13 protein-coding genes are annotated in these 15,814 nt (G+C 69.6%); 2 read left to right on the forward strand and 11 right to left on the reverse strand.

What is annotated here, in order from left to right; translation table 11 throughout:
- Positions 1-95 precede the first annotated feature (95 nt).
- Together DMH03_RS00225 and glmS are read right to left on the reverse strand one after the other, a co-directional pair.
- Complete coding sequence (locus tag DMH03_RS00225) at positions 96-1,535, reverse strand: NAD(P)H-hydrate dehydratase (RefSeq protein ID WP_125790044.1); 1,440 nt, start codon at positions 1,533-1,535, stop codon at positions 96-98.
- Positions 1,536-1,549: 14 nt separating this feature from the next.
- Positions 1,550-3,412 carry a glutamine--fructose-6-phosphate transaminase (isomerizing) gene (gene glmS / locus DMH03_RS00230; protein WP_125790045.1) on the reverse strand — a complete coding sequence of 621 codons (1,863 nt, stop codon included), beginning with the start codon at positions 3,410-3,412 and terminating at the stop codon, positions 1,550-1,552.
- Between the two features lie 129 nt (positions 3,413-3,541).
- On the opposite strand from glmS, the gene DMH03_RS00235 reads away from it, so the two are divergent.
- Complete coding sequence (locus DMH03_RS00235) at positions 3,542-4,366, forward strand: dienelactone hydrolase family protein (RefSeq protein WP_125790046.1); 825 nt, start codon at positions 3,542-3,544, stop codon at positions 4,364-4,366.
- 238 nt (positions 4,367-4,604) lie between these two features.
- On the opposite strand, the gene DMH03_RS00240 is transcribed toward DMH03_RS00235, so the two are convergent.
- The 5 genes from DMH03_RS00240 to DMH03_RS00260 form a co-directional block, all read right to left on the reverse strand.
- Positions 4,605-5,159: a hypothetical protein gene (locus tag DMH03_RS00240; protein WP_125790047.1), complete on the reverse strand. Its 555-nt coding sequence runs from the start codon at positions 5,157-5,159 to the stop codon at positions 4,605-4,607.
- A gap of 28 nt (positions 5,160-5,187) precedes the next feature.
- Positions 5,188-7,584, reverse strand: a complete 2,397-nt coding sequence (locus DMH03_RS00245) for a hypothetical protein (protein ID WP_125790048.1) — start codon at positions 7,582-7,584, stop codon at positions 5,188-5,190.
- The gene (locus tag DMH03_RS00250; RefSeq protein WP_007031081.1) at positions 7,581-7,895 is read right to left on the reverse strand and encodes a hypothetical protein; all 315 of its coding nucleotides are present in this window, start codon (positions 7,893-7,895) and stop codon (positions 7,581-7,583) included. The genes DMH03_RS00245 and DMH03_RS00250 overlap by 4 nt, the downstream gene beginning before the upstream one ends.
- A 138-nt stretch (positions 7,896-8,033) precedes the next feature.
- Positions 8,034-8,339, reverse strand: a complete 306-nt coding sequence (locus tag DMH03_RS00255; RefSeq protein ID WP_233611199.1) for an acyl carrier protein — start codon at positions 8,337-8,339, stop codon at positions 8,034-8,036.
- Complete coding sequence (locus tag DMH03_RS00260) at positions 8,329-10,047, reverse strand: fatty acyl-AMP ligase (RefSeq protein ID WP_125790050.1); 1,719 nt, start codon at positions 10,045-10,047, stop codon at positions 8,329-8,331. The genes DMH03_RS00255 and DMH03_RS00260 overlap by 11 nt, the downstream gene beginning before the upstream one ends.
- Positions 10,048-10,062: 15 nt before the next feature.
- Between DMH03_RS00260 and DMH03_RS00265 the strand changes: the two genes are divergently transcribed.
- Positions 10,063-10,995: a cytochrome P450 gene (locus DMH03_RS00265; RefSeq protein WP_125790051.1), complete on the forward strand. Its 933-nt coding sequence runs from the start codon at positions 10,063-10,065 to the stop codon at positions 10,993-10,995.
- A 4-nt stretch (positions 10,996-10,999) separates the two neighbouring features.
- Here the strand turns inward: DMH03_RS00265 and DMH03_RS00270 are convergent, their stop codons facing one another.
- From DMH03_RS00270 to glmM, 4 genes are all read right to left on the reverse strand, one after another.
- On the reverse strand, positions 11,000-11,482 hold the full coding sequence (locus DMH03_RS00270; protein WP_125790052.1) for a hypothetical protein: 483 nt from the start codon (positions 11,480-11,482) through the stop codon (positions 11,000-11,002).
- An 18-nt stretch (positions 11,483-11,500) separates the two neighbouring features.
- Positions 11,501-13,891, reverse strand: coding sequence for a hypothetical protein (locus DMH03_RS00275; RefSeq protein ID WP_125790053.1), 2,391 nt, complete (start codon positions 13,889-13,891; stop codon positions 11,501-11,503).
- Positions 13,891-14,199: a type VII secretion target gene (locus DMH03_RS00280; RefSeq protein ID WP_125791464.1), complete on the reverse strand. Its 309-nt coding sequence runs from the start codon at positions 14,197-14,199 to the stop codon at positions 13,891-13,893. The genes DMH03_RS00275 and DMH03_RS00280 overlap by 1 nt, the downstream gene beginning before the upstream one ends.
- 84 nt (positions 14,200-14,283) lie before the next feature.
- On the reverse strand, positions 14,284-15,618 hold the full coding sequence (gene glmM / locus DMH03_RS00285; protein ID WP_125790054.1) for a phosphoglucosamine mutase: 1,335 nt from the start codon (positions 15,616-15,618) through the stop codon (positions 14,284-14,286).
- Positions 15,619-15,814 lie beyond the last annotated feature (196 nt).

The following is a 15,814-nucleotide window of genomic DNA, read 5'->3' on the forward strand; positions in this document are numbered from 1 at the left end:
GGCCCCGTCGTCTCGACTTTAGCCCCCTAAGTGCGCTCTGAGGGCACCCGCCCGCAGAGCACACTTAGGGGGCTAAAGTCGCGTCGGCGCCCTGGTCAGGAGGCCAGGGACCGGACGGACCGGATGGCATCCGAGACCGCGGCAAGGATGCCGGACGCCGAGGTGGGGGCACCGTCGGCGGCCAGCGAACCGGCGAGCGAGTGGACGTGCGCGGCGGCCCCGGCCGCGAGCCACGGGTCGAGCCCGGCGGCGAGCAGCGCGCCGACCAGACCGGACAGCACGTCCCCCGAACCGGCCGTCGCGAGCCACGATCCCCGCGGCGTGTTCACCAGCGCGCGCCCGTCCGGCGCCGCGACCACCGTGCAGTGTCCCTTCAAGAGCACGACCGCGTCGTACTTCCGCGCGGCCGAACGCGCCGCCGCGACCCGGTCCGCCCCCGGCGGCGAACCCATCAGCCGCTCGAACTCGCCGGCGTGCGGGGTCAGCACGAGCGGCGTGTCGGGATCGCGCGCGTCGAGCACGTCGGGCGAACGCGCGATGATCGTCGTCGCGTCGGCGTCCGCGCACACCGGCACGCCGCGGCCGAGCACGAACCGCAGCACGTCCCGGCCCTCGTGCCCGGTGCCGATCCCCGGGCCGACCACCCACGCCTGCACCCGGCCCGCGTCGGTCACCGAACCCGTCGCGATGACCTCGGGCCAATGGCCGCGCACCACGTCGGCGGCATGACCGGCGTACCGCACCAGCCCGGACGTCGCCCGCACCGCCGCACCAGCCGCGAGCACGGCCGCTCCCGGGTACGTCGCAGATCCGGCGGCCACCCCGACCACACCCTGGCTGTACTTGTCGTCACTCGGACCGGGCATCGGCCACGCCGCGGCGACATCCGCCGTATCGAGACGCTGCAGATCGGGCTCGCTGAGCCGCAGTCCGATGTCCACCAGGGACACCTCGCCGCAGGACGCGGGTGCGAGGGCGTGCACCGGTTTGAGCGCGCCGAAGGTGACCGTCCGGTCGGCCACGACCGCCGGACCGTCGACGGCGCCGGTGTCCGGATCCACCCCACTCGGCAGATCCACGGCCAGCACCGGCGAACTCACGTGCTCCAGCAGCGCGGCGGCGTCCGGCCGCAAAGGCCCGCGCGCCGAAATGCCGACGATCCCATCGATGACGAGGTCCGCCCGATTGATCCACTGTGGACCGTCCTCAAGGGACACGATCTTGCCACCGGATCGCTTCAGGGCCGCCAAACCCGGGCCATGCGCGCGTTCAGGCTTCAGCAGGATCGCCGAGACGGCCACATTGCGGCGGCGCAGGAACGCGCCCGCCCACAAGGCATCACCGCCGTTGTTGCCCGATCCGACGAGCAACGTCACCCGCCGCCCGGACACCGAACCCGTGTGCTCGGCCAGCATTTCGGCGGCGTGCACGGCGAGACCGAAAGCCGCTCGCCGCATGAGCTCGCCGTCGGGCGTGACGGCGAGCAACCGGTCCTCCGCCGCGCGAATCCGTTCCGTGGTCCAGATTCCCTGCACGACGCCTCCGGTCTCTATTCGACGGTGACCGACTTCGCCAGGTTACGCGGCTTGTCCACGTCGTACCCGCGCGTGCGGGCGATCTCGGCGGCCAGCACCTGCAGTGGCACCGTGGAAACCAGCGGCTGCAGCAAGGTCGGGACGGCCGGGATCTCGATCAGTTCGTCGGCGAACGGGCGGACGGTCTCGTCGCCCTCCTCCGCGATCACGATCGTGCGGGCGCCGCGCGCCTGGATCTCGCTGATGTTCGACACCAGCTTCGAGTGCAGCACCGCGCGTCCCTTCGGCGACGGCATCACCACGACGACGGGCAGGCCTTCTTCGATCAGCGCGATCGGGCCGTGCTTGAGCTCGCCAGCGGCGAAACCCTCGGCGTGCATGTACGCCAGTTCCTTGAGCTTCAGCGCGCCTTCGAGGGCGACCGGGAAACCGACGTGACGGCCGAGGAACAGCACGGCCTTCGAGTCGGCGATCCGGCGGCCGAGGTCACGGACCTGGTCCACAGTGGACAGGACCTTCTGCACCGCGGCGGGCATGGCCTCGAGTTCGGCGAACTCGCGGGCGACCTCGTCCGGGTACTTGGTGCCGCGGGCCTGCGCGAGCGCCAGGCCGACCAGGTAGTTGGCCGCGATCTGCGCCAGGAACGCCTTGGTCGAGGCGACGCCGATCTCCGGACCGGCGTGCGTGTAGAGGACGGCGTCGGACTCACGCGGGATCTGCGCGCCGTTGGTGTTGCAGACGGCCAGGACGCGGGCTTTCTGCTCGCGCGCGTGGCGGACGGCTTCGAGGGTGTCCGCGGTCTCGCCCGACTGGGAGACGGCGACGACCAGCGTCGCGCGGTCCAGCACCGGGTCGCGGTAGCGGAACTCGCTGGCCAGTTCGACCTCGACCGGGAGGCGGCACCAGTGCTCGATGGCGTACTTGGCGACGAGGCCCGAGTGATACGCGGAACCGCAGGCGACGACGAAGACCTTGTCGACGTCACGCAGGTCCTGGTCGGAGATGCGCTGCTCGTCGAGGATGATCCGGCCGCCGTCGAAGTGACCGCGCAGCGTGTTCGCCAGCGCTTCCGGCTGCTCCTCGATCTCCTTGAGCATGAAGTACTCGTGGCCGCCCTTTTCCGCGGCCGACAGGTCCCAGTCGACGGTGAACGGCTTGGCCTGGGCTGCGTCACCGTGGAAGTCGGTGACCTCGTAACCCTCGCGGGTGATCACGACGAGCTGGTCCTGGCCGAGCTCGACCGCCTCGCGGGTGTGCTCGATGAACGCGGCGACGTCGGAAGCGACGAAGTGCTCCCCCTCGCCGACGCCGACGACCAGCGGCGACGAACGGCGGGCGGCGACGACGGTGTCCGGCTGGTCGGCGATGGTCACGACCAGGGTGAACGCGCCCTCGAGACGACGGCAGACCGCGGCGACGCTGGCCGGGAAGTCGCCCTTCGTGTCGCCCTCGGTGTAGGCGCGGGCGATCAGGTGCGCGGCTGTCTCGGAATCGGTGTCGCTCGCCATCTCGACGCCGTCGGCCTCGAGCTCGGCGCGCAGGGCGGCGAAGTTCTCGATGATGCCGTTGTGCACGACGGCGACGCGCTGGGAGGCGTCGCGGTGCGGGTGCGAGTTGCGGTCGACCGGGGCGCCGTGCGTGGCCCAGCGGGTGTGACCCATCCCGGCGGTGCCGGTGAAGGTGTCCCTGCCGACCGTGTCGAGCTGGGTCTCCAGGTTGGCCAGGCGTCCCGCCTTGCGCTCGACGTTCAGCGCTCCCGCGCCGTCGAGGACGGCGACGCCTGCCGAGTCATAGCCGCGGTACTCCATCCGGCGAAGCCCGCCGATGACGACGTCCAGAGCCGGGCGGTGTCCGACGTATCCCACGATTCCACACACGGCCACCAGCCTAACGACGGAAATTCGGCCCCTTCGCCCGGGCGCCCACGCATCGCCTTTAGCGGGCTAAACGCGATGCGCGGGGCGGCGCGCGGGCCGGACGGGGGTGCGGGCAGTAAGGTCACGAGCATGGCCAGCAAGCCCAAGCAGCTGCTCGCGGAGCTGTCCCACCCAGGTCCGCACGAGGTTCTGCGCGGCAACCTCGCCCTGGTCGGGCTCCCCGGTGTCGTGTTCACGCCCCGTTCCGGGCTCGGTCTGCCCGCGATCGCGTTCGGGCACGGCTGGTTGCAGCCGACCGGGAGCTACCGGCACCTGCTCCGGCACCTCGCGAGCTGGGGCATCGTCGCGGCGGCCCCGGCCACCCAGCGCGGGCCGCTGCCTTCGCACCGGCTGCTGGCCGGCGACCTCCTCACCACGCTCGACTTGATCACGACGGTCCGCCTCGGACCGGACGGCATCAGCGTCGACCCGGCGAAGCTCGGCTTGGCGGGGCACTCGACGGGCGGCGGTTCCGCGGTGCTGGCCGCCGCGCAGGCCGCCGGGAACGACGAGCGACCCGAGATCCGCGCCGTCGCGACCATCACCCCCGCGCAGACACTGCCGCCCGCGACCGTGTCGGCCCGGTCGGTGACCGCGCCCGGCCTGCATCTCGCGGCGGGCAAGGACCTGGTCGCGCCGCCGGTCGGGCACGCCGAGGCCATCGCGGACGCGTGGGGCGGACCGGTGCAGCTGCGGACGCTCGGGAAGTCGTCACACCTCGGTGTCACCGAGGGCAGGCACTGGAGCCAGCTGCTGCTGCACGGGAAGCCGCATCGCGGGACCCAGCAGCTGACCAAGGCGCTGTTCACCGCGTTCTTCCTGACTCACCTGACGGGGACGACGAAGTACCAGCCCCTGCTGGACGCCGACGTCAAACGCGCCCCGATCGAAGCCCAGGACGAACCCGCCGCCTGACCCGCTCCGGAGCGCGTTTAGCCCCCTAAACGCGATCTGGCCCTGGACGCGCTCCCGGTTACTTAGCCTGCCTACGCGTCGCGTTTAGCCCGCTAAAGGCGACGCGTCCCCCGAGCGAGGGCACTGCGGCGCCGGATCGCGTTTAGCCCGCTAAAGGCGACGCGGAGCCGCGGGGCGAGGTGGGCAAAAGAAAGGGCCCGGCTCTGGCGAGCCGGGCCCTGAAGTGCGGCGAAGCCGATCAGTCGACCATCCACGAGTTGTTCGAGAAGTCGTCGTCGTCGAATCCCTTGTCGTCGCGCGCGTGCCGGCCTCGACGACGCGCGGGCGTCTCAGGTGCTTCCGGCGGCGCGGCACTCGGTGAGGGCGCCGGCGTCGGCGCCGCGGGCGGGACGTCCACCGTCGCCGGGATCCCAGGCACGCCGGGAACCCCTGGCGCGACCGGAGGAGGCGGCGGAGGCAGCGGCGCCGGACGCGGAGCGTCGGGCCGCGCGCCGAACTCGGCGAACCGGGCGTCCGGCTTGTCGTCGTCCTCGATGTCGAAGCCGATCGTGTGGCTGCGGTCGGCGGTCGTCTTGCCGGTCAGCCAGCCACCCGCCTCCTTGCTCCGCTTCCCGAGCTCCTGCATGTGGGCGGCGTACTTGTCATGGATGGCGGCATCCTTCTGCATGGTCTCCGCCGCCTGGGCCTTGGCATCGGCGAGATGCCTCTCCCGCAGCCCGCGCTGCTCCAACTGCTCCGTGATGGCGGCGTCCTGCCTGGACATGGCGGCCGCCAGCCGGTCAACAGCGCTCATCGGTCCTCCCTCGTTCCCCGGCTACCGATCATCGCTCGTAACTGATCGAACGGTCGCCACCATCGTCGTCGAGCGAGCCGCTGATCCGGCCGCCCGCGCCACTGGTCTCGAAGATGCCACCCTCGACGCGGTACTGGCTCGACCCGCGTTGCGTGTCACCCCCGCCACCACCGGCCGCGCCGCCCATGGCACCCATTCCACCCATCATGCCGCCCATTCCGGCGGGCGAGCTTCCGGCACCCGCACCGGCGGCCGCGGGCGCCGGCTCCATCCCGCCGGGAGCCACGCCGAGACCGGCGTCGGCCCCGGCAGGCTGCGCGCCGCCCCCGGTCTGAATGCCCGCTTCGAGCGAACCGGCTTCGTTCAGCGAAGCCGCCGCTCCGCCGTCGAGGGCGCCGCCGAGCGCGCCTTCGGAGCTGCCGCCGCCTCCGCCGCCACTAGCGGCAGGCACGGTGCCGTCGCCACCAGCACCCGAAGCGGCACCACCGGTCTCCGCGGACCCCGCGGCGGTCCCTTCCGCACCGACACCGGCGCCGACCTCGACGCCGCCCGGAGCGCTGAAGCCACCACCGGGAGGCGCGATGCCGTCGGCCGGGGCGGGCATCGCCTGGACGTCTTCGACCTTGCCGGGCTGCGGATTGCCGGGATTCCGGTCGTCGAGACCGTTCTTGAGGTCGTCGGTCTCGACGACGTCGCCGGGCTTGAGTTCCTTCTTCTCACCCTTTTCGTCGAGGGTGTAGGTGGTCGGCTCGCCCTTGCCGTCGTCGACGGTCACCACGGTCGGACCATTCGGGCCGTCAGGCTGTTCGGCGGTGATCTTGAGGTTGCCGTCCTGAATGTGGATCTTGCCGTCCGGGCCGGGCCGGTAGACGCCGTCGGCGCCGGGCTCGCCTTCCTTGACCGCGCCCTTCGGTCCGAATTCGCCGTCCTTGCCCTCTTCGCCGGGCTTGGCGTCCTTGCCCTCTTCGCCCTTCGGGTCGTCGAAGTCGAGCTTGTAGTCCTTCTCGTTGCCCTTGCCGTCGTCGACCTTGATGTCCATTTTGCCGTCTTTATCCGGCTCGGTCATCTCGATCTTGTTGTCGCCCTTTTGGACGGTCATGGTGTCCTGACCGTCGATGCCGTCCTTGATCGCCTCACCCGTCGCCGGGTCGATCGGGTACGGCTTGCCGGTCTCGGGGTCCAGCTCGAGCGGCTTGCCGGTCACCGGGTTCGTGCCCTCCGCGGGCTTGTCCTCCGGCTTCGGCGTCTCGGGGACCGTCGCGGCGGGCGGCGTGCTGGCACCGCCCCCGCTACCGCTTCCACCACCGCTCCCGCTCCCGCTTCCACTTCCGCCGCCGTTGCCTCCGCCGTTTCCGCCACCATTGCCGCCGTTGTCGTTGCCCTTGCCGTCGTCGGCGGGCGGCTTCTCGGCCCCAGGCGCGGGGAACGGGTTCGTGTAGTCCTCCATGAACCGCGAAAGCTCGTGATACTGCGTGTTGATCGTTTCCGTCGCGTTCTTGCAGAGCTTCTTGAAGTTCTCGAATCGCTCACCGAATTCGGTGGCGAACGAACCCTTCAGCCACTGCTTCGCGGCCCCGATCGCATAGTCCTTGTTTTCGTCGTTCAGCTTGCAGTCGTCGTCGCGCAGCCGTTCGGCGAGGTTGTTGCCAGGACACGCGGAGTCGAGCCAATACGCGACGTCCATGAGCTTTTCTTTGGAATCGACCTTGCCGTTCGCGATCTCGACGACCTGCTTCGCCGTGAACAGCGGCGCCGTGGCGACTTTGTCGACACGCAGCTTCAGCGTTTCGTCGACCTTCAGCTTGAGCGCGCTGTAGATCTTGTCGATGGTCGAAGGCACCAGTTTGATGGCACCGTCCATCTGCGCGATGAGTTCTTTCGCGTCGGGCTGGATCCGCTGCTCGTATTTGACCTTCGCGGCCGTCGCGCCCTGCCCCTTCCAATCGTGGAAGAGCGTGGTCAGCGCCGAAGTCGCGTCCGTCCTGGTCTGCTCGACGGCCTTTTTGGCGTCGCCGAGATCCTCGACCTCGTCGAACATCTTCTGGAAATTGATCTCACGGTTCTCGTGGAACCGGTCCCAGACGTCGGTCTTGTAATTGATCTCGTACGGCCGGTCCGGCATCTTGTTCCAGACCTGCTCGGTCCAGTCGGAAAAGAAATCCAGCGCCGGATTACCGAGGTCGAGCACCTGGTCGGACTTGGTCGTCGAACCGCCGGCGGCCGGCCTGGACATGGCGTCGAGATCCTTGTCCGCCTTTTCCACGGCGGTCTTCTGCTTCTTGTCCGCGGCCGCGTTCGAATCACGCTCGGCGATCGCCTTCTCATAGGCCGCGTCGCCACCGAAGATCAGCTTGTCCTTCGTGCCCTGTGTGATGTAAGGGTCGTCGAGGAGGGCTTTCTTCTGCTCCCACGTGTACTTGCTCATTGCGTCCCCGCCTTGTTGGCAGCCGCGGCGTTCGCCTGGTCGGATGAGGTGTAGCGGGTCGACGCGGTACTGACCCCTCCGGCGAGCTGGGTGAGCTGGCCCGCGTAGCCCTTCATCGCATCGGAAATGGCGAGGATCCCGGTGGCGTAGCCCTTTTGGTAGTCCTTGTGCACCCGGCCGAAGTCCGCAGGCTGAACCTGGGTCGGCCCCACCTTCCCTGCCTCGGACGTCGTGTTCTCAGCTGCGCGCTCCAACGACGTCGACGCCGTGAGCATCGCCTCTGAATCGGCTTTGTAGCCCCCGTCCGGCATGACCGGTGCCCCCTTCGTCCCGCTGTATCCGCCTCGTTGTCCTACCTACGACGCACGCCGGTGGCCTCAGGTGCCGTCGCATATGCACACAGAATGTACCCACCGGTCATCGAGACCGCAGGAACATTCACACCTTTGCTAACTCAAACGATTTCGGCGCAAGAAGCCTGGTAGGCCGCGTTTTCGCGGTTTCGCGCCCGCTTCGATGGCCTCGGCGAGAACGGTCGCCGCGCCCCGGATGTCGACAAGGCGATCCAGCTCGTCGAGGTCGATGTCGATGCCGAACTCCACCTCGACCGTCGCGAGGAGCCGGACGCGGCGCCGCGAGTCGACGCCCATCTCGGCGAAGGGCGTGTTCTCGTCGATGGTGTCCGGATCGACGTCGAAGGTCTCGCAGACGAGGGCCTTGATCTCGTCGACGTACTCGCTCGCGTCAGCTGCCATGGGGGGATTCTGTCCCATCCGGCGTCCAGTACCGCGTTCTGGCCGCGGAACGCGCGACCTTGCCGCTGGAGGTCCGCGGCAGGCCACCGGGTTTCACCAGTAAGAAGGCCCGGAGACGCACGTCGTGGCGCTCGGCGACGGCGCGGGTGGCGGCCCGTGCGATCTCGGATTCGTCGAAGTCGAGGGCCTTCCGCGCGCGCTCGGCGACCACGACGACGCCCTCGCCTTCGTCGCCGTCGACCGAGAACGCGGCGACCCGCTCCGGCCCGAGTACGGGGTGGGCGGCGGCGACGGTCTCTTCGATGTCGTGCGGGCTGTGGTTGCGGCCGTCGATGATGATCAGATCCTTCAGGCGGCCGGTCACGGAGAGCCTGCCGTTGCGGATCGTGCCGAGGTCGCCGGTGCGGAGCCAGCCGCCTTCCCCGTCGAGTTCGGCGTCGAACACCTCGGCGGTCAGCTCCGGACGCCGCCAGTACCCGGCCGCCACGTTGGGCCCCTTGACCCAGATCTCCCCCGTCCCGCCCAGGTCGACTTTAGCGGGCAAAACGCGATCCGACGGGGCGACGACGCGGACCCGCTGGCCCCGTGGCCAGCCGATCTCGACGATCTCGCGGCCGTCCACTTCGGTCACCACCGGCCCGCTGGAATCGCCGCTGGCGACGTAGACCGTCGCCTCCGCCAACCCGTAGGACGGCCTAAACGCGCCCCGCGGGAAGCCGTGGGGCTCGTACGCCGCGAGGAAATCCCGGACGGTCGCCGCGCGGACCGGTTCACTGCCGCTGAGCGCGATCGACACGGTCGAGAGGTCGTACTCGGCGCGCTTCGCCTCGGGCACGGCCTCGGTCACCAGGTCGTACGCGAAGTTCGGGGCCGCCGTGAGCGTGTTCGGGTACGCCGACATCAGCAGCAGCCAGCGCTCCGGGCGCCGGATGAACTCCAGCGGCGCGATGAACACCGTCCGGCCGCCGGAGTGCATCGTCCCCGCGAGCAGTTGCGCCAGCCCCATGTCGTGGAAGAAGGGGATCCAGCCGACGCACGTGGTGCGCTCGTCGACGTCGTAGGCGTCGCAGATCTGCCAGCAAGCGGCCGACAAGGCCCGATGCGTGATGATCACGCCGGCGGGTGATCGCGTCGTGCCGGACGTGTACTGCAGGTAGGCGGGGTCTTCGGGGGTGACCGGCGACGGCAGGGATCGATCCGCCGGATCCAGCGGCAAGGTGTCGACGGCGACGATCTCGCGTGGCGCCGGAACCGGCTCGGCCTCGGCGAACTCCGTCAGGCGTTCGACCAGTGCTTCCGACGTGAGCCAGATGTCGGCGTCGCAGTCGTTGAGGACCCCGACGAGCCGCTCGCGGTGAGCGCGGACGTCCGGAGCGGACAGCGGCACCGCCACGGCGCCGGCGTACAGCGCGCCGAAGAACGCGACGACGTAAGAGAGGTCCTGCCGCGCCGTGATCGCGACGCGGTCTCCCGGCTGGATCAGCTCACGCAGCTTCGCCGCGACAGCGCGGACGTGGACGAGGAGTTCGGCCCAGGTCAGCGTGTCCTCGACGGGTTCGTGCCGGTTCGAGCAATCGAGGTGCGTGTACGCCGGACGCTCGACCTCGGCGCGCTCGAGCAGACGGTGCACGAGCGGGGTCCGCAACACTTCGTCGGGCACTTCTGATGACGGATTCGAGGGCACTGGCACATCCTCCGGCCGCGGCATGGGCATCATACGAGCGTGGACGACTTCTTCGTGCTGGACGATCCGGCGGATCGCGTCAAGGCGCTGCGCGACCGCGAGCTCAGCTCGAACCCGGGTGGCGCCGCCGCCGAGACCCCGAACCTCCTGCTGATGGACGGCGCGGACCACCGGCGGCTGCGCGCCGTCGTCAAGGAGGTCATCGCCCTGGTGGAGCCCCTGCCGGACGCCGTGCTCGCCGACCTCCGGATCGCGATTAGGGGGCTAAAGTCGCTCCCGCGGTTCGATCTGGTGGCCGATTTCGCCAGGCCGGTGGCGGCCAGGGTGACGGAGGCGATGCTCGGCACGGTCGAGCCACTCGGCGAGAAGCTGTTGACGAACCTTTCGGAGACCGCCGCGAACCTGGACGTCTGGTCGGGCGGGCCGGCCGGGGCCGACACCGCCGCGCTCAGGGTCGCGATGTTCTTCCTCAAAGCGACGGCCGTCGAAGGCGGCGGGCTGGCGCTGCTCCGCGAAGCGCACGAAGCGGGCCGGATCACCGAAGACGAGCTGATGATCACGCCCGTAATGCTCGCCCACGCGGCGTACGAGAACTCCATGAACTTCCTCGCCCTCGCCGGCCTCGAACTCCTACGCCGCCCAGACGTCCTCGACGACGTACGCGGCCTGATCCACGAAATCGCCCCGACCCGCTTCGCCGCCCGCCGCGTGATCGCGCCGTTCTCCTTGGCGGGCAAGGACTTCGCCGCCGGGGACAAACTGGCCATCCCTCTGGGCCCTGACGCCGAACTCGCGTTCGGCCTCGGACGGCACACCTGTCCCGGCTCGCGAGTCGCGGTCACCGAGGGCGAAGTGGCGCTTCGCGCTCTTGCCGAGATCCTGACTCCCGACCATGTCGCCGAAGACGTGCGATACAAGACGCACGCCGTCTTCCACGGCGTCGAGCGGGCCATCGTGGCGCTGCGGACCTGACCGTTCAGGTCGCCAGCCAGTCGGTGTCGGCGAAATCGTCGTCGTCACCGCGCGCGGCCGCCCGCCGATGCCGCCCGGCCGGACGCTCTTCGGCGACCGGGACCGGAGGCACCGGAGGCGGCGGAGGCGAAGGCGGCACGGGAGGAGCAGGCCGGTACGCGATCGGCGGCTCGTCGGCCGTCCGGTACCCGGCGCGGCGCTCGTTCTCGGCCTCGTCCTCCTCGAACCCGAAGTCGCCGTCGTCTTCGACCTTTTCGCTGAGAGTCGACTCGGTCGCCCAGCCGCCCGCGGCCTCCGCTCGCTTCTTCTGCTCGAGCCGTGCCGTCAGCGCCGCGCTCGTCTCCTGCTTGAGCTTGTCGCCGGCGGCCCGGGTCTCCTCGATCGCCTTGGTCGCCCGGTTGTCGACCAGGTACATCCGATCGCCGTTTTCGCGCTCCAACCCGGCCAGCTTGTGCCGGAGTCTGGCGAGATCCTCCTCAGGATTCACTGATCCCTCCCCTGACCGCTAGCGGAAACCGATGACGCCGTCGTCGTCGAGCGAGCCGCTGATCCGGCTGCCCGTCGTCGTCGCGGTGTCGAACAGGCCGCCGTCGACCCGGTATCCGCTGGACGTGCGCTGCTGGTCTTCGCCGGCCCCTTGCCCGCCTCCGGCCGCGCCGCCGCCCATCATGCCCATGCCGCCCATCATCCCCGCACCGGCCGCGGCCGGATCCTGGGCGCCCCCGCCAGGAGCGGAACCGAGTCCGGACGGCGGCGACGGAGCGGACGCGCCGCCGCCGCTCCCGGCCGGATCCGACGTGTCGCCGAGGCCGTTGTCCTCACCGGCGAACGGGTCGCTCAACGACTGCGCCGTCGTCGATTCGGAACCACCGTCGGCGGCCACCGCCACCGGTTCGGCCTGCTGACCTGGCACCGCCGCGGGCGCTCCGCCGCCGGTCCCGCCGGACGTGGTGTCGTGCGGGCGGACACCTTGTTCGGCCTGCTGACGCGCGGCCTCCTCGACCGGCCGGGCCGCGGCGGCACCTTCCGCGGCGTGCCTTCCGGCCGGCTGCGGCGCGGAGTCCTGGCTCCGGTCGTCTTCACCCAAGGTGTACTTCGACGGCTGCCCCGACCCGTCGTCGACGGTCACCAGCGTCGGCCCGTCGGGACCGTTCGGCCGTTCCGCGGTGATCTTGAGACCGCCGTCTTCGATGTGGATCTTGCCGTCGGGACCGGGCTGATGGACCTGCCCCGGGTTGGCCGGCTTCTCGGCGTCCGGCGCGGCCTTGCCGTCACCGAAGTCGAGGTCGTAGTCCTTTGCCTGGCCGGTGCCGTCCTGGACCGAGATGCCCATCTTCCCGTCGGCGCCGGGCTCGGCCATGGAGATCTTGCGGTCGCCCTGCTCGACCGTCACCGGCTCGGGCCGGGTGTCCTCGATGCCGTTCTTGATCGCCTCACCCGTACGGGGGTCGATCGGATACGGCCGGCCGGTGGCCGGGTCGACGTCGAGCGGCTTGTCCGTGACCGGGTTCTTCTCCTGGCCCGGTACTTCGGGCTTTTCCGGCTGGATGTTCTCGTGATTGCTCGGCGTCATGCGGCCTGCCCCGCCCGCACCGGAAGACGGGCCACCACCAGTACCCGACGACGGACCGCCGCCACCGCCGGTGTCCTTGCCGCCACCGCCCTTCTCGACGGGCTTCTCGCCACCCGTTTCGGGGGTCTTGCCCAAATCCGCGAACGGGTTCTCGACCACCTGGCCGAGTGAATCGAAGTACGCCTTCCACGCGCCGTTGATCGCGTCGCGCGTGTTCTTGCACACCAGCTGGAAGTTCTCGATGTGCTTGCCGTACCAAGCGAGGAAGACGTTCTTCAGCCAGGCCACCGCCTGAGGTTTGAGTACCTCGTCGATGGTGCTCTGGTCGATGTCGCCGCCGTCGTCGTTGAACGCGTCCTTGGCTTCGATGCTCAGGAATTTGATGCAGTGGATGATGTCGTTCTGGCTGCACGAGCCGTCCGCGATGCGGATGATCCGCTCGATGTCCTGCGCCGTCGCGCCGTCGATGTTGTCGGTGTACCACTTCTGCAGCCACTCGACCTTTTCGCGGCAGAACTTGCCCACCGAGGCGTTGGTCCGCAGAAGTCCGTCGCCCGCGGCTTTGAAGGCCTCGGCGACCAGACCGGTCTTGTCCGAATAGGCCTTCTGGTAGGCACGCGCCTGTTCGGCCGCGGCGCCTTCCCAAGTGCCGAGCGAGTTCCCCAGCTTCCCGGAGACGTCCTGCGCCGACCCGGCGACGGCCGCGCCGACCGCGGTCAACTCGTCGGCGCTCGCCTTGAACAGGTTGAACGGGATGTTGTCCTGTTCGTGGTAAAGCCGCTGGAGTTCACCGAGGGAGACAGCCGCTCCGCCGCCCGCCAGGCTCAGCGCGCGGAGGTAGGCCGGGTGGAAGATCTCGTAGACCTTGAACCCCGACAGCCCGGGGACCATGATGTCGTTCGAATTCGCGCAGCCCGGGTCGGTCTCGGTGGCGCGACCGGCGATCTCCTGCGTCTTCGCCGCGTCCTTGTTCAGTGCGTCGCGATCGCCCTGCCGCCCCGCGGCCTGGCTCGCGTCGTACTTCTCTTGCGCGGTCTTGTACGCCGTCTGGACATCTTCGAGGTAGGCGTTGTTGTCACCGATGTCGCTTTCGGTGATCCAGTCACCGTTCATCGACTTGATGTAGTCCCGGAAGCCGTTCCGCTCGGCTTCGCTGGCGAATCCGCAGCTTTCCGGGGTCTCGTCCTCGATGTAGTCGATGTAGTTGAGGGCGAGTTCGCGTTTGGTGTCGCGATCGATGTTCGGGTCGTTGAGGATCTTCTCGACTTCGGCCCGGCTGGGAATGTCGTGACCGGTGTCGCCGCCGACGTCCGCGAGAGGCATCAGTGCTTCCTCATCTCGGCGGCGTTGGAGTCCTCATTGGACTGGTAAAGGTCCTTGGACGCCGCGAGTTTGCGGCCGAACTCGTCCGAGGCCGCGAGGTAACCGCGCGCACACTTCGCCAAGCGCTGGATGCTCGCCGAATAGCCGGTGAAGCAGTCCCCGTGCGCGGGCCCGAAACTCCCGGCGTTCAGGTTGATCTGCTCGACCGCCCCGATCGGCCCTTCGCAAGCCTGCTTGGGCAGGTCCTGCAGGACCTTGGCTGCCTCGTTCAGCTGCGCCGGATCGACCTTGTGCCCGTTGCCCGTCACCGTCACCCTCCCCTAGGTATACGCACACGGAATGTACCGGGCCGGTAACCCGGGCGCAGCGACTTGGGAAGATCGTGAGAGGGCTTACGAGGCGGACGAGACGACGCCCGCGAGCCGGTCCGCGGCCGCCTGTGCGGTGTCGTGCGCGGGGGCCTCGACCATGACGCGGACCAGCTGTTCGGTGCCCGACGGGCGCAGCAGGACACGGCCCTCTTCGCCGAGTTCGGCCTCGACGGCGCCGACGGCGTCGCGGACCGCGGCCGAGACGGCGACCGCCGCCTTGTCCGCCACCGGGACGTTCACCAGCACCTGCGGCAGGCGGTTCATGACGGCGGCGAGCTCGGCGAGCGACTTGCCGGTGGACGCCATGCGGCTCATCACCCGCAGCGCGGTGAGGAGACCGTCGCCGGTGGTCGCGTAAGCGGGAAGGACGACGTGGCCGGACTGCTCGCCGCCGAGCGCGAACCCGCTCGCGCGGAGCTCCTCGAGGACGTAGCGGTCACCGACGGCGGTGGTGACGAGGTTGATGTCGTGCGCACGCATCGCCAGGTGCAGACCGAGGTTGCTCATCACGGTCGCGACCAGGGTGTTCTTGGTCAGCTCGCCGGTCTCGGCGAGCGCGAGCGCGAGGACGGCCATGATCTGGTCGCCGTCGATGAGTTCACCCGCGGCGTCGACCGCGACACAGCGGTCGGCGTCACCGTCGTGCGCGATCCCGAGGTCCGCGCTGTGCTCGACGACCGCCGCGCGCAACGCGTCCGGGTGATTCGACCCACAGTGCTCGTTGATGTTCACGCCATCGGGGTCGGCGTGGATCGCGATGACGTCGGCGCCGGCCTTGCGGTAGACCTCGGGGGCGGCGAAGGACGACGCACCGTTGGCGCAGTCGACGACGACTCGCAGGCCCGCGAGCGGGTGCGGAGTGGCCGAAAGCAGGTGCTCGATGTAGCGGTCACCCGCGTCCGCGACGTCCTTGACGCGGCCGACGCCGATGCCGGTCGGGCGGGCGACGGGAGCGGCGAGACCGGCTTCGATCTCGTCCTCGATCCCGTCGGGGAGCTTGTGCCCGCCTGCCGCGAAGAGCTTGATGCCGTTGTCGGGCATGGGGTTGTGGGAGGCGGAGATCATCACGCCGAGATCCGCTTCGAGCGCGCCGACCAGGTACGCGACGGCGGGCGTCGGGAGGACGCCGAGGCGGAGCACATCGGCACCGGCGGAGGTGAGTCCCGCCACGACGGCGGCCTCGAGCATCTCGCCGCTGGCACGCGGGTCACGGCCGACGACCGCGACCGGACGGTGCGAACGGTCGTGGGCCGCGAGGACACGGGCGGCGCTGGCGGCGAGCGAGAGCGCCAGCTCCGGGGTCAGCTCTTCGTTGGCGAGGCCACGTACGCCGTCGGTACCGAATAGACGAGCCATCTGTCGACCTCCTTGAAAAACCACCACGACAACCTAGCCAGTACCCCCGGTTTCGCCTTTAGCGGGCTAAACGCGACGCGCGGAGCGCGTTTAGCCCGCTAAAGGCGAACGCGTGGGGCACGTGGGACTGCTGTGACAACGGGGTCCTCGGGCACGCCGAGACCCCGGAAACACGGAAGCGCCCATCCGAGAGACG

The sequence above is a fragment of the Amycolatopsis sp. WAC 01376 genome, assembly GCF_003947415.1.
Lineage (GTDB): Bacteria > Actinomycetota > Actinomycetes > Mycobacteriales > Pseudonocardiaceae > Amycolatopsis.